This is a genomic window from Ferrovibrio sp., assembly GCF_046297895.1.
Taxonomy (GTDB): Bacteria; Pseudomonadota; Alphaproteobacteria; order Ferrovibrionales; family Ferrovibrionaceae; genus Ferrovibrio.
This window is the reverse complement of sequence record NZ_JBKBHC010000010.1, coordinates 120,618-132,631: the sequence shown is the minus strand read 5'-3', so window position 1 is coordinate 132,631 and position 12,014 is coordinate 120,618. Positions and strand designations below refer to the sequence as shown.

The 12,014-nt window shown below is 65.4% G+C and carries 15 protein-coding genes; 13 read left to right on the top strand and 2 right to left on the bottom strand.

Going from position 1 to position 12,014, the window contains the following annotated elements; translation table 11 throughout:
* Positions 1-8: 8 nt before the first annotated feature.
* The 6 genes from ACK4FK_RS17360 to ACK4FK_RS17335 all read left to right on the top strand — a co-directional run bounded on the left by ACK4FK_RS17360 (position 9) and on the right by ACK4FK_RS17335 (position 5,346).
* The gene (locus ACK4FK_RS17360) at positions 9-665 is read left to right on the top strand and encodes an arylesterase (RefSeq protein WP_409746493.1); all 657 of its coding nucleotides are present in this window, start codon (positions 9-11) and stop codon (positions 663-665) included.
* A 102-nt stretch (positions 666-767) separates the two neighbouring features.
* Positions 768-1,826: an NADP(H)-dependent aldo-keto reductase gene (locus ACK4FK_RS17355; RefSeq protein ID WP_409746491.1), complete on the top strand. Its 1,059-nt coding sequence runs from the start codon at positions 768-770 to the stop codon at positions 1,824-1,826.
* A 50-nt stretch (positions 1,827-1,876) separates the two neighbouring features.
* A complete protein-coding gene (gene thpR, locus ACK4FK_RS17350; protein WP_409746489.1) occupies positions 1,877-2,497 on the top strand; it encodes an RNA 2',3'-cyclic phosphodiesterase in 621 nt (206 codons plus the stop codon).
* 8 nt (positions 2,498-2,505) lie between these two features.
* Positions 2,506-3,225 carry a Sir2 family NAD+-dependent deacetylase gene (gene cobB / locus ACK4FK_RS17345; protein ID WP_409746487.1) on the top strand — a complete coding sequence of 240 codons (720 nt, stop codon included), beginning with the start codon at positions 2,506-2,508 and terminating at the stop codon, positions 3,223-3,225.
* 85 nt (positions 3,226-3,310) lie between these two features.
* Entirely contained in the window at positions 3,311-3,799 is a 489-nt protein-coding gene (locus tag ACK4FK_RS17340) for an Hsp20/alpha crystallin family protein (RefSeq protein ID WP_409746485.1), read from the top strand.
* 134 nt (positions 3,800-3,933) lie between these two features.
* Positions 3,934-5,346 (top strand): sensor histidine kinase, encoded by a 1,413-nt coding sequence (locus tag ACK4FK_RS17335; protein WP_409746483.1) that lies wholly within the window; start codon positions 3,934-3,936, stop codon positions 5,344-5,346.
* Here ACK4FK_RS17335 and ACK4FK_RS17330 read toward each other — a convergent pair.
* Positions 5,343-5,780, bottom strand: coding sequence for a metallopeptidase family protein (locus tag ACK4FK_RS17330; protein WP_409746481.1), 438 nt, complete (start codon positions 5,778-5,780; stop codon positions 5,343-5,345). The genes ACK4FK_RS17335 and ACK4FK_RS17330 overlap by 4 nt on opposite strands.
* Positions 5,781-5,863: 83 nt before the next feature.
* On the opposite strand from ACK4FK_RS17330, the gene ACK4FK_RS17325 reads away from it, so the two are divergent.
* The 7 genes from ACK4FK_RS17325 to ACK4FK_RS17295 all read left to right on the top strand — a co-directional run bounded on the left by ACK4FK_RS17325 (position 5,864) and on the right by ACK4FK_RS17295 (position 10,634).
* The gene (locus tag ACK4FK_RS17325) at positions 5,864-6,208 is read left to right on the top strand and encodes a 4a-hydroxytetrahydrobiopterin dehydratase (RefSeq protein WP_409746479.1); all 345 of its coding nucleotides are present in this window, start codon (positions 5,864-5,866) and stop codon (positions 6,206-6,208) included.
* Between the two features lie 7 nt (positions 6,209-6,215).
* Positions 6,216-6,830 (top strand): SCO family protein, encoded by a 615-nt coding sequence (locus ACK4FK_RS17320; protein ID WP_409746477.1) that lies wholly within the window; start codon positions 6,216-6,218, stop codon positions 6,828-6,830.
* A gap of 187 nt (positions 6,831-7,017) precedes the next feature.
* Positions 7,018-8,247 (top strand): polyhydroxyalkanoate depolymerase, encoded by a 1,230-nt coding sequence (locus ACK4FK_RS17315; protein WP_409746475.1) that lies wholly within the window; start codon positions 7,018-7,020, stop codon positions 8,245-8,247.
* 52 nt (positions 8,248-8,299) lie between these two features.
* Complete coding sequence (locus ACK4FK_RS17310) at positions 8,300-8,788, top strand: YcgN family cysteine cluster protein (protein ID WP_409746473.1); 489 nt, start codon at positions 8,300-8,302, stop codon at positions 8,786-8,788.
* 31 nt (positions 8,789-8,819) lie between these two features.
* Positions 8,820-9,080: a hypothetical protein gene (locus ACK4FK_RS17305; RefSeq protein ID WP_409746471.1), complete on the top strand. Its 261-nt coding sequence runs from the start codon at positions 8,820-8,822 to the stop codon at positions 9,078-9,080.
* 122 nt (positions 9,081-9,202) lie between these two features.
* Positions 9,203-9,700, top strand: coding sequence for a KdsC family phosphatase (locus tag ACK4FK_RS17300; protein WP_409746469.1), 498 nt, complete (start codon positions 9,203-9,205; stop codon positions 9,698-9,700).
* A 25-nt stretch (positions 9,701-9,725) separates the two neighbouring features.
* Positions 9,726-10,634, top strand: coding sequence for an SDR family oxidoreductase (locus ACK4FK_RS17295; protein ID WP_409746467.1), 909 nt, complete (start codon positions 9,726-9,728; stop codon positions 10,632-10,634).
* A 12-nt stretch (positions 10,635-10,646) separates the two neighbouring features.
* On the opposite strand, the gene ACK4FK_RS17290 is transcribed toward ACK4FK_RS17295, so the two are convergent.
* A complete protein-coding gene (locus ACK4FK_RS17290; RefSeq protein WP_409746465.1) occupies positions 10,647-12,014 on the bottom strand; it encodes a 3-deoxy-D-manno-octulosonic acid transferase in 1,368 nt (455 codons plus the stop codon).

Genomic DNA, 12,014 nt, shown 5'->3' with positions numbered 1-12,014 from the left:
TTAACATCTTGAACGCAGAATATGGGGCTTTCCTGCGCCTGAGCAATGTCATGCGGGCACTCGCCGTGATCCTGGTCACGGCGCTTCTGCTTTGTGGCGCCGCCTCCGCAGCGCCGCCGATCCGCCTTCTGGCCTTTGGCGACAGCCTCACCGCAGGCTATGGCCTGCCGCCCGATGCCGCCTTTCCGGCCCAGCTGGAGAAGGCCCTCAGGGCCAGGGGGCTGAATGTCACCGTGATCAATGCCGGTGTGTCGGGCGATACCACGGCGGCGGCCCTGTCGCGGCTCGACTGGGCGCTCGCCGACAAACCAACCCATGCCATCGTCGAACTGGGGGCCAACGACATGCTGCGTGGCCTGCCACCCGAGCAGGCGCGGGCCAATCTGGATGCCATCCTGGCAAAACTGAAGCAGGCAGGCATTCCCGTGCTGCTGACCGGGATGCAGGCCGCGCCCAACCTGGGCGCGGATTATGGCCGTCGCTTCAACAGCATCTACCCCGACCTGGCCGCCCGGTACGGCCTGCCGCTGTACCCGTTTTTCCTCGACGGGGTGGCGGCGGAGCCGAAGCTGAACCTGGGCGACGGCATGCATCCGAATCGCGAGGGGGTCAGCGTGATCGTGGACCGCATCCTGCCCCAGATTTTGCGTTTCCTCGGCGCCTGACCCCAATTCGTTGTTGTAAAAGCCGAGTCTGGCCGACAATATGGATTCGCCGCCGTCGCTGGCGGCCTAGCCTCTTCGCCGGGTCGAGTCGGGAGTTTTGTCATGGAGTTCCGTCGCTTAGGCCGCACCGACCTGCGGGTTAGCCTGATCTGCCTCGGCACCATGACCTGGGGCGAGCAGAATACCGAAGCCGACGCCCATGCCCAGCTCGACTATGCCCTGGAGCGCGGCATCAATTTCATCGACACGGCCGAAATGTATCCGGTGCCGCCAAAAGGCGAGACCCAGGGGCGCACCGAGCGCTATATCGGCACATGGCTGCAGGCGCGCAAAAACCGCGACAAGGTGATCCTGGCCACCAAGGTGGCCGGCCGCGGCGGCGGGCCGCGTGGCGATTTCGGCTGGCTGCGCGACGACAAGCAGCCGCCCGACCTGAGCCGCCGGCAGATATTCGAGGCGGTCGACAAAAGCCTGAAGCGGCTGCAGACCGATTATATCGACCTTTACCAGACCCATTGGCCCGACCGCCTGACCGCCAATTTCGGCCGCGCCGAATATCCCTGGAACGACGAGGCGGCGGTGCCCATAGCCGAAACGCTGGAGGCCATGGCCGATCTGGTGAAGGCCGGCAAGATCCGCCATTTCGGCCTCTCCAACGAGACGGCCTGGGGCGTGATGCGCCATCTGACGGCGGCCGAGCGCAACCCGGCGCTGCCACGCATCGCCTCGATCCAGAATCCCTACAGCCTGTTGAACCGCTGGTACGAATCCTCGCTGTCGGAGGTTGCCAAGCTGGAGGATGTCGGCCTGCTGGCCTATTCGCCTCTGGCCATGGGCGTGCTGGCCGGGAAATACCTGGGCGGCGCCAAGCCGGCCGGCGCGCGGCTTACGCTGTTCACCCGCTTCACCCGCTATTCCAGCCCGCAGGCCGAACGGGCCACCGAGCGCTACGTGGCGCTGGCCCAGCGGCACGGCCTCGATCCGGCGCAGATGGCGCTGGCCTTCGTCAACAGTCGGCCCTTCGTGACCAGCAACATCATCGGCGCCACCTCGCTGGCGCAGCTCAAGGCCGATATCGACAGCATCGATGTGAAACTGACGCAGGAGGTACTGGACGGCATCGACGCGATCCATCGCGATCAACCGAACCCGAGCGCCTGAACGGGACGCTCGTTCCGGGCCATAGCGCCCCTATTGCGGAGGGCACAGCCATGATCCGCTTGTTCGTTGCCCTGAGTTTTCCTGACGAGGTGCGCCGTTCCCTGGCCGCCCTGTGCGCCGGCGTGCCGGGGGCGCGCTGGGCCAACCCGGAGCAGTTCCATCTCACGCTGCGGTTCATCGGCGAGGTCGATGGCCGCACGGCCCGCGCGGTCAGCGATGAGCTTTCCAGCATCATCATGCCGAATTTCGAACTCAGCCTATTCGGCGTCGGCACCTTCGGCGACAAGCGCAAGGCCAATACGCTGTGGGCCGGGGTGCGGCCCAATCCGGCGCTCAACCGCCTGCAGGAAAAGGTCGACAATGCCGTGCTGCGCACCGGCCTGCCGCCCGACCGGCGCAAATTCGCCCCGCATGTGACGCTGGCGCGACTCAACAACGCGCCCTTCGACCGGCTCGGGGCGTTTTTGAGCCATCATGCGCTATACAGCGCGCCGCCTTTCCTGTGCGACCGCTTCACCCTCTATTCCAGCTTCCTCTCTTCCTCGGGGGCGATCTACACGCCCGAACACGTCTATCGCCTGGATGGCACATCCATCGGCGAGGAGGGCGACTGGATGGCCGACGAGGCCGAGGAGTGGGAACGAAGCGAGGCTGCCGCTTACGGCTACTGACCGCGACAATGACTCCTGAACGTGCATTCAGGTCCATCGTGATCCTGACCGGTGCCGGCATCTCGGCGGAATCCGGCCTCGGCACCTTCCGCGACAAGGACGGGCTGTGGACCAAATACGACCTGAGCGAGGTGGCGACGCCCGAGGGTTTCGCGCGCAATCCGGTGCTGGTGCACGATTTCTACAATGCCCGCCGCCGCAACCTGCTGGAAGCGCAGCCCAACGCCGCCCATGCAGCACTGGCCGAACTGGAACGGCTGTGGGACGGCGACTTCCTGCTGGTGACGCAGAATGTCGACAACCTGCATGAACGCGCGGGCAGCCGGCGCCTGCGGCACATGCATGGCGAACTGCTGAAAATCCGCTGCGACGATTGCGGGTATGTGACCGAATGGGAACACGACCTCGATCTGGCCACGACCTGCCCGGCCTGCGGCCGGTCGGCCCGGTTGCGGCCGCATGTGGTGTGGTTCGGCGAGATGCCGCTGCATATGGAGGAAATACACGGCGCATTGCAATCCTGCGACGTGTTCGTGTCGATCGGCACGTCGGGCCAGGTCTATCCTGCGGCCGGATTTGTCGCGGAAGTCCGCCGCGCCGGCCGGGCGCATACGGTGGAACTCAATCTCGATCCCTCCGACGGCCATTCCCTGTTTGCAGAGCGCGTGTATGGACCGGCCACCGAGATCGTGCCGGATTTCGTCGCGCGGCTTTTTGCCGGCGCTTGACGCAAATCAAGGCTGTTCCATGCCCGCGATGCTGTAATCAAAACGCTTCCAGATCGGGAAGCGGATGATAGCATTGGAGGCTGATATGAATTTCAGATCCCTGCTGCCCTTCGGTCAGGGCAAGCTGCCCGCCGGCGGCAGCGACGATCCTTTCACCGCGCTGCAACGCGAGATCAACCGCATGTTCGATGATGTCTGGCGCGGCCAGCGCCTGCCGGCGGCTTTCGGCGATAACGGCTACCTGGCGCCGCGCATCGACGTGAAGGAAACCGAGAAGGGCCTGGAGGTCAGCGCCGAACTGCCAGGCGTGGAAGAGAAGGACATCTCGGTCGAACTGCATGACGACGTGCTGACGATCAAGGGCGAGAAGAAGCTGGAAAAGGACGAGAAGCAGAAGGATTACCACGTCATGGAACGCTCCTACGGCATGTTCCAGCGCGTGATCCCGCTCCCCTTCGCGCCGAACCCGGACGAAGTGAAGGCGCAGTTCGCCAAGGGCGTGCTGAAAATCGCCCTGGTCCGGCCGCCCGAGGCGGCGGCGAAGACCAAGAAAATCGCCGTCGAGTCGGCGTGATTCGCGGCTGGGCCGGTTCACGCTGCCGTTACAATTTCGAGTCGCCGCCGGATTCGCTTAGTCTCCGGCGGCGGTTTTCCCACAATTCTGTTGCGGGAATCGGGCTGCCTGCCTAGCTTGGGCAGCGTCACGCCATGACCGCCACGCCGCTCCCACTCAATCGCTTTCCGCTCCGCTGGTATGACGCCACCTTCGCCGATGCGGCGCTGGAGCGGGAATTCCAGGCGGACGAGGCGGCCAATTCGCTGCTTTATGCGCGCTATGCGCTTGGCCTGGCGGCGGCGCTGTTCGCCTGCTTCGCCGTCACCGACTGGCTGTTCTCGCCCACCGCGCTGGCGATGACGGTGATCCGCGCCATCACCATTCTGCTTCTGCTGCTCGGCCTGTTCGCTTCGTTCGATCCACGCATGGTGCCGCGGCACCAGTTGATCATGCAGGGCGGCGCGGTCGCCATCGGACTGGGCTTCGTGGGCATCATCGCCCTGACGCCGGCCGAACTGCTCACCCTTTACCTGAGCTGCGTCATTCTGGTGATGATCGGCATTTTCGTCGTGCTGCGGCTTGGCGTGCTGCGCGCCGCCGTCGCCGTGCTGATCGTCGTTGCGGCGCTGGACGTTGTCTATCTGGTCGCCGGACTCGGCGACCGCCGCGATTTCACCATCTATCAGGTGATGATGCTCAGCGCCTTTGTCATCGGCTATTTCTCGAGCTATGTCTATGAGCGCCAGCGCCGCGTCGCCTATATCGGCCGGCGCGAGGCCGAGCATCAGGCCCGCGCACTGGAACAGACCGCGCGCCGGGCAGCCGAGGCGCAGCTGCGCGCCGAGCAGGCGGCGCGCGTGAAGACCGACTTCGTAGCCCATGTCAGCCATGAACTGCGCACGCCGCTGAACGCCGTGATCGGTTTCGGCGAATTGCTGGAACGGCAGATCTTCGGCCCGCTCGGCAACCCGAAATATCTCGAATATGCCCACGACATCCGCGAAAGCGGCCAGCATCTGCTGTCGCTGATCAACGATGTGCTCGACCTCTCCAAGATCGAGGCGGGCCGCATGGAACTGAGCTGGGAAACCCTGGAGCCGCAGGAAATCGTGCGGGCCAGCCTGGTGCTGGTCTCGGCGCAGGCCAATGCGCGTGGCACGCCGATCCGCATCGAGATCAGCGACGATCTGCCGTCGCTGCATGGCGACGCGCGCGCGATCAAGCAGATCCTGGTCAACCTGTTGTCAAACGCGCTGAAATTCACGCCCTCTGGCGGCGATGTCCGCATCACCGCCGAGGTGGAGGATGACGGTGTGCTGTTCACGGTCAGCGACGACGGTCCAGGCATGACGCCGGCCGAGATCGAGATCGCGCTCACGCCATTCGGGCAGGTCAGCGGCATGGTGGCGCAGAGCGAACGCGGCACCGGCCTGGGGCTGGCGCTGGCCAACCGGCTGGCCGAGCTGCATGGCCATCCGCTGGAAATCCGCAGCGTGCCGGGCCGCGGCACGCGGGTTTCCTTCCGTATTCCGCGCAGCGAAGGGGCTCAGCCCCGCCTGCTCTAGCCGAACCGGCCGCCCTCGTCGGTGGCCGTCTCGATGCGGTCCATGTCGTCGTCCGACAGTCCCAGGTGATGCCCGATCTCGTGGATCAGCACATGGCGCACCACGCGGCGCAGGCTTTCGCCCGTCTCGCACCAGTAATCCAGCAGCGGCCGGCGATAGAGAAAGATCATCGCCGGCAGGGTCCCCGTCTCGCCGCGCTGTTCGGCCAGGAAGCTGCCGCCGCGATAGAGGCCCAGCAGGTCGAAGGGACTCTCGCAGCCCATCTCGGCGAGCGTTTCGTCATCGGCGAATTCCGCCACCTGCACCGGCACGCCGTCGATATAGGGGCCGAGCGCGGAACGCAGGCGCAGCAGCTCCGTCTCGCCCAGGGCGGCAATCTCGTCCAGGCTGGGCGGCAGGCTGTCGGGCGGGAGGGGTATGCTGCGGCTGGTCATGCGGCGGATCGTCCCAAGCGGGGCTCGCGGGTTGAAGGGGCGGGGGCAGCGCGCTAGCTTCCCCGCCAAGTTATGGCCGCAAGGTGACGCGGCGCGAGGAGGATGGCATGGCAATAGCGAAACTGGAAGGCGCCGCGCGCAAAACCGCGCTGCATGCGTTGCCGGGCTGGCAGCCGACGCCGGGCCGCGATGCCATCGCCAAGACCTTCGTCTTCGCCGACTTCAATACGGCCTTCGGCTTCATGAGCCGCGTGGCCCTGCAGGCCGAGAAGACCGATCATCATCCGGAATGGTTCAACGTCTATAACCGCGTCGAGATCGTTCTGACCACGCACGACGCCGGGGGGCTGAGCGAGCGCGATGTCGCGCTCGCAACCTTCATCGAGGCCGCCGCCGCGTCGCTCGGCGGCCGGGCGAAAACGGAGTAGCCGCATCATGAGCGCAGCCAAACGCGGATTGCAGCGCGGATTGCTGATCGTCGCCATCCTGGCGGCCATCGGCGTCGCCGGCCTGGTGGCCATGCAGTGGCTGTTGCCCCACGGCGAACAGCAGAGCGGCAGCGGCCAGGTTTCGATCGGCGGTCCCTTCACGCTGACCGACCAGGACGGCCGCACGGTCAGCGACCGCGACTATGCCGGGAAGTTCATGCTGGTCTATTTCGGCTTCACCCATTGCCCGGATATCTGCCCCACCGGCCTGCAGACCATCGCCATCGCCATGGATGGGCTGGGGGCAGATGCAGCAAGAGTGCAGCCGATCCTGATCAGCGTTGATCCGGAACGCGACACGCCGCCGGTGATGAAGGAATACGTGCAGGCCTTCCACGACCGCCTGGTCGGCCTGACCGGCACGCCGGAGCAGATCGCCAAGGTGGCCCGCGAATACCGGGTCTATTACCAGAAGGTGCCGCTGAAGGAGTCCAGCCTGGGCTATTCGGTGGACCATTCCGGCTTCATCTATCTGATGGACGGCCAGGGGCGGTATCTGACGCATTTCCGTCATGACGTGTCGCCCGAGGATATGGCCAAACGCATCCGCGCCAAATTTTGATCTTATTTTCAGTGCTTTATGAAAATGCACGCATATGTTGCAGCGCAAAATAGATCGTGCGGGCACTGAGGAAACCCACTAGACTGCCCTATATTCACTGGACTGGAGCGATTCGCTAACGCCTTTGCCCCAGACTCCCAGAACCCGGCAGCCTGCCGGTGTTTATGTGGCAGAAGGGTGGGACCGGATGCTCTATCAGCTTTATGAATGGCAGCATGCCGCGCTCCAGCCGGTGCGTGCGCTGGCCGAGGCGCAGACTCAGGCGCTGAAACTGCCCTACCTGCCGATGAACTACAGCCCGGCGGCCCGCACATGGGCGGCCGGCCTGGAAGTCTTCACCAATATCACCCGCCGCTATCCCAAGCCGGCCTTCGGCCTGGCCACGACGAAAGTGGGTGGCGCAGAGCGCAAAGTCACCGAGCGCGTCGTCGTCTCGCTGCCCTTCTGCAACATCCTGCATTTCGAACGCGACGGCTGCGCCGAGCGCAAGGACCCCAAGCTGCTGATCGTGGCGCCGCTATCGGGCCATTATGCCACCCTGCTGCGCGGCACCGTCGAGGCGATGCTGCCCAACCACGAAGTCTACATCACCGACTGGATCGACGCCCGCGACGTGCCGCTGCGCGAGGGTGCCTTCGAACTGGACGACTATATCGACTACGTGCGCGAATTCTTCATGGTGCTGGGGCCGAACTGCCATGTCATGGCGGTCTGCCAGCCCTCGGTGCCGGTCCTGGCTGCCGTGGCGCTGATGTCGGAAGCGAAAGACCCCAATACGCCGCGCTCCATGACGCTGATGGGCGGGCCGATCGACACCCGCATCAGTCCAACCGTGCCGAACAACCTGGCCAAGGAACGCTCCATCGAGTGGTTCGAGCACAGTGTGATCAACCGCGTGCCGTTGCCCCATGCCGGTTTCATGCGGCCGGTCTATCCCGGCTTCATCCAGCTCACCGGCTTCATGACCATGAACCTCGACCGCCATGTCGGCGCCCATGTCCGCCTGTTCCACCATCTGGTGAAGGGCGATGGCGACAGCGCCCGCGCGCACAAGGATTTCTATGACGAATATCTGGCGGTGATGGACCTGCCGGCGGAATACTATCTGCAGACCGTGCGCCGCGTGTTCCAGGAGCACGAGCTGCCGCGCGGCATCATGGAATGCCGCGGCGACAAGGTGAACACCGCCGCGATCAGCAAGACCGCCCTGCTCACCGTCGAAGGCGAGAAGGACGACATCTCGGGCATCGGCCAGACGGCCGCCGCCCACGACATCTGCCCCAACATCCCCAACCGCATGCGCCAGCATCACCTGCAGGCCGGCGTGGGGCATTACGGCGTGTTCAACGGCCGGCGCTGGCGCGAGGAGATCGCGCCGAAAGTCACCGCCTTCATCCGCCAGCACCACAGGGCCTGAATTGCCCTTCCGGCGGCTGGCGCTTTCGCCGCCGCCGCCTTATTTTTCCGCCATGCCCCGCAAGCTCCCCTTCTGGCGCCGCAAGCGCCTGGACCAGATGACGCCATCCGAATGGGAGTCGCTGTGCGACGGCTGCGGCAAATGCTGTCTGTACCGCCTGGAAGACGAGGATACCGGCGCGCTGGAGCAGACCAACGTGGCCTGCAAGCTGCTCAACTGCGCCACCGGCCAGTGCAGCAACTACCCCAAGCGCAAAAAACTGGTGCCTGACTGCATCCAGCTCACGCCCGGCAAGGTGCAGAAGATGAACTGGCTGCCGGCCACCTGCGCCTATCGCCTGGTGGCGGCGGGCAAGGACCTCTACTGGTGGCATCACCTGAAAAGCGGCAGCCGCGAAACCGTGCATCAGGCCGGCATCTCGGTGGCGGGCCGTTGCATCTCGGAGAAACAGGCCGGCGAGCTGGAAGAGCACGTGGTCTACTGGCTCGACGATCCCGGCCCGCCCAAACCTCAAAAATCCGGGCCTAAAAGACGGGCATAATCCTGCCGCAATGGCATGGCAGGATGCCGGCATGATCCGATTGTTCTCTAGCCTTCTGCTCATCTGTGCTGTTCCGTCGGCCCTGGCCCAGCAGCCCAGCGAATGGGACCGCACCAATGCGGAAATCCGACGCATGGAGCAGGGGCGCGAGATGCGCCAGCTCGATTTCCAGCGCCGGCAGGACGAGGAAAGCCGGCGCCAGGATACCGAGCGCCGGCGCGCCAACGAGGAGGAGCGTCAGCGCACCCGCGAGATCGAACAGCGCCGGCTGGAAGACCAGCGCCGCCGCTAGGCCGGAGCGGGGCGATTGACGCGGCGTCACGACTGGCGCGCGTCTTTGCGCCCCGGTAATCTGCCGCTCCCCCGATCGGGCCAAGGATTGGGGATGGCCCGCCGGGCCGGGGAGATTGCCGTATGCTGGATGCCGATCTGATTGCCAGGTTCAAGGCGGTGAAACTGCTGTCGCTCGATCTCGACGGCACGCTCACCGATGGCGGCCTGTATTACGCCGAGGACGGCTCGGAACTGCGCAAGTATTTCGTACAGGACGGCTTCGGCATGCTGCTGGTGCGCGAGGCCGGCATCGAACTCTGCCTGATCACCATGAGCGACACGCCCTCGATCCAGAAGCGCATCGACCGGCTGAAGATCCGTCACGGCCATATGGGCGTGCGGCACAAGCTGCCCCGGCTGCAGCAGATCTGCACCGAACTCGGCATCGGCCTGGATGCCGTCTGCCATGTCGCCGACGACCTGAATGATCTCGACGTGATGCAGGCCGTTGGTCTGCCCATCGCCGTGGCCAATGCGCGGCCGCAGGTGAAGGCCGCCGCCGCCTATGTCACCGAGGCTGCCGGCGGCCATGGCGCCGTGCGCGAGGTCTGCGACCTGCTGCTGGAATACCGGACCTGATCAAACAAAAAACGGAGGAACTGTCATGGCCATCGATTTCAAGGGCCGCGTAGCCATTGTCACCGGTGCGGGCGCCGGCCTGGGCCGCAGCCATGCGCTGCTGCTGGCGGAGCGCGGCGCGAAGGTCGTCGTCAATGACCTCGGCGGCGCGGTGGACGGCACCGGCGGGTCGTCCAAGGCGGCCGATGCCGTGGTGGCCGAGATCAAGGCCAGGGGTGGCGAGGCAGTGGCCAATTACGACAGCGTCTCCGATCCGGCCGCTGCGGCAGACATCGTGAAAACAGCCACCGATGCCTGGGGCCGCGTCGATATCCTGGTCAACAATGCAGGCATCCTGCGCGACAAGACCTTCGCCAAGATGGAGATCGCCGATTTCGACACCGTGGTCGACGTGCATTTCCTCGGCTCGGCCTATGTCACCAAGGCGGCCTGGCCGGTGATGCAGCAGCAGCAATACGGCCGCATCGTCATGACCTCGTCGAATTCCGGCCTCTACGGCAATTTCGGCCAGTCCAACTATGCCGGCGCCAAGATGGCCGTGGTCGGCCTGATGAACGCGCTGAAGCAGGAAGGCGCCAAATACGGCATCCTGGTCAACACCATCGCGCCGGTGGCCGCCACGCGCATGACCGAAGCCCTGCTGCCGCCGCAGCTACTGCCGCATCTCAAGCCGGAATATGTGTCCCAGGCCGTGGCCTATCTGTGCTCGGAAACCTGCACCGCCACCGGCGACATCATCTCGGCTGGCGCGGGCTTTTACGCCAAGATGCAGATCATGGAATCCCAGGGCATGTTCTTCGGCGTCGATGCCAGGGTGACGGTGGAGGATTTCGCCGCCAATTACGGCAAGATCACCGATATGTCGAAGCCGCAGCATTTCGGCTCGTCGATGGAAGAAGTCGGCCACATCGCCAAGCCCTTCGTGGGCAAGTAGCCGGGCCAGAGTTCAATCCGGCAGGCTGCGCAGCGCCGCATCCCGCAGGATGTCGAGGATGCGGTTCCGCCCGCCGGCATGGGCGCGTGCGGCGGATGCGATCTCAGCCACTTTCGCCGGATCGGCCAGCAATATGCCAAGCGCCGCCGTCAGTTCGGCGGCATCCTGCACCTGCTGCGCCCCGCCGGCATCGAGCAGGCCGGCCACCGCCTCGCTGAAATTGAACATCGACGGCCCGAACAGCACCGCGCAGTCCAGCCGCGCCGGTTCCAGCGGGTTCTGCCCGCCATGCGGGATCAGCGAGCCGCCCATCATCACGATGGGACAGAGGCGATACCACAGCCCCAGCTCGCCTAGGGTGTCGGCGATGTAGATATCGGTTGCCGCCGTCACGGCTTCGCTGCGCGAGCGCAGCGCGATGCTGCTGCCGATTGCGGTCAGCGCGGTTGCGATCTCTGGCCCGCGCTGGGGATGGCGCGGCACGATGATGGTGAGCAGGCCGGGAAAGCGCGATTGCAGCGCGCGATGCACCCCTGCGATCTGTACCTCCTCGCCCGGATGCGTGCTGGCGGCCAGCCAGCGCGGGCGGCTGCCCAGCGTCATCTGCCACTGCATCACCGTCTCTGCGATGGCGGGCAGGGGCGGCGCCGCTTCCTTCAGGTTGCCGGCCTCGATCGCCTCCGTCGCGCCCAGGCGGCGCAGGCGTTCGGCATCCTGCGCGGTCTGGGCATAGATGGTCGCGAAAGCCTGCAGCAGCCAGCCGATCGTGCCCGGCGCCAGGTTCCAGCGTCGGCAGGAGCGCTCCGACATCCGCGCATTCACCAGCAGGGCCGGAATGCGGCGCCGCCGCAGTTCGGCCAGGATGCCGGGCCAGAAATCGGACTCGCTCCACAGCACCAGATCGGGCCGCCAGTGAGCGAGAAAGCGGTCGACGGCATTGGACAGGTCGACGGGCACGAATTGATGGATCACGCCCTGAAGCAGGCCCTGCATGGCGCGCTGCTGCACCAGTGTTGCCGAGGTGACCGTGCCGGTGGTGAGCAGCAGCGTGATGTCCGGCCGTGCCGCATGCAGGTGCTGCAGCAGCGGCAGCAGGGCCTGCGCCTCGCCCACGCTGGCGCCATGGCACCAGATCAGGCGGCCTTCCGGCCGTGCCGTCGCGGCATGGCCGAAGCGCTCGGGCAGGCGTGCGATATCCTCCCGGCCTGCCGCGGCGCGGCGGCGCAGCCATAGATGCACGCCGGGCTCAACCAGGTGCCCGATGCCGCGCCATAGGAATCGCCGCCAATCCATGCCCATGGCGGCGACATTGCCGCAACGCAAAGCCGGACGGAAGGGCTTGCCGGATGCCGCCGGCGCTGTCAGCCTGATCGCAGTCAA

Bases quoted from the DNA above. Each gene is read 5' to 3' on its own strand.
- cobB (WP_409746487.1), top strand. From the start codon at position 2,506: ATGACTCCTGAACGTGCATTCAGGTCCATCGTGATCCTGACCGGTGCC.
- ACK4FK_RS17340 (WP_409746485.1), top strand. From the start codon at position 3,311: ATGAATTTCAGATCCCTGCTGCCCTTCGGTCAGGGCAAGCTGCCCGCC.
- ACK4FK_RS17310 (WP_409746473.1), top strand. From the start codon at position 8,300: ATGCCCCGCAAGCTCCCCTTCTGGCGCCGCAAGCGCCTGGACCAGATG.
- ACK4FK_RS17330 (WP_409746481.1), bottom strand. From the start codon at position 5,780: ATGACCAGCCGCAGCATACCCCTCCCGCCCGACAGCCTGCCGCCCAGC.
- ACK4FK_RS17305 (WP_409746471.1), top strand. From the start codon at position 8,820: ATGATCCGATTGTTCTCTAGCCTTCTGCTCATCTGTGCTGTTCCGTCG.
- thpR (WP_409746489.1), top strand. From the start codon at position 1,877: ATGATCCGCTTGTTCGTTGCCCTGAGTTTTCCTGACGAGGTGCGCCGT.
- ACK4FK_RS17320 (WP_409746477.1), top strand. From the start codon at position 6,216: ATGAGCGCAGCCAAACGCGGATTGCAGCGCGGATTGCTGATCGTCGCC.
- ACK4FK_RS17335 (WP_409746483.1), top strand. From the start codon at position 3,934: ATGACCGCCACGCCGCTCCCACTCAATCGCTTTCCGCTCCGCTGGTAT.
- ACK4FK_RS17295 (WP_409746467.1), top strand. From the start codon at position 9,726: ATGGCCATCGATTTCAAGGGCCGCGTAGCCATTGTCACCGGTGCGGGC.
- ACK4FK_RS17355 (WP_409746491.1), top strand. From the start codon at position 768: ATGGAGTTCCGTCGCTTAGGCCGCACCGACCTGCGGGTTAGCCTGATC.
- ACK4FK_RS17300 (WP_409746469.1), top strand. From the start codon at position 9,203: ATGCTGGATGCCGATCTGATTGCCAGGTTCAAGGCGGTGAAACTGCTG.
- ACK4FK_RS17315 (WP_409746475.1), top strand. From the start codon at position 7,018: ATGCTCTATCAGCTTTATGAATGGCAGCATGCCGCGCTCCAGCCGGTG.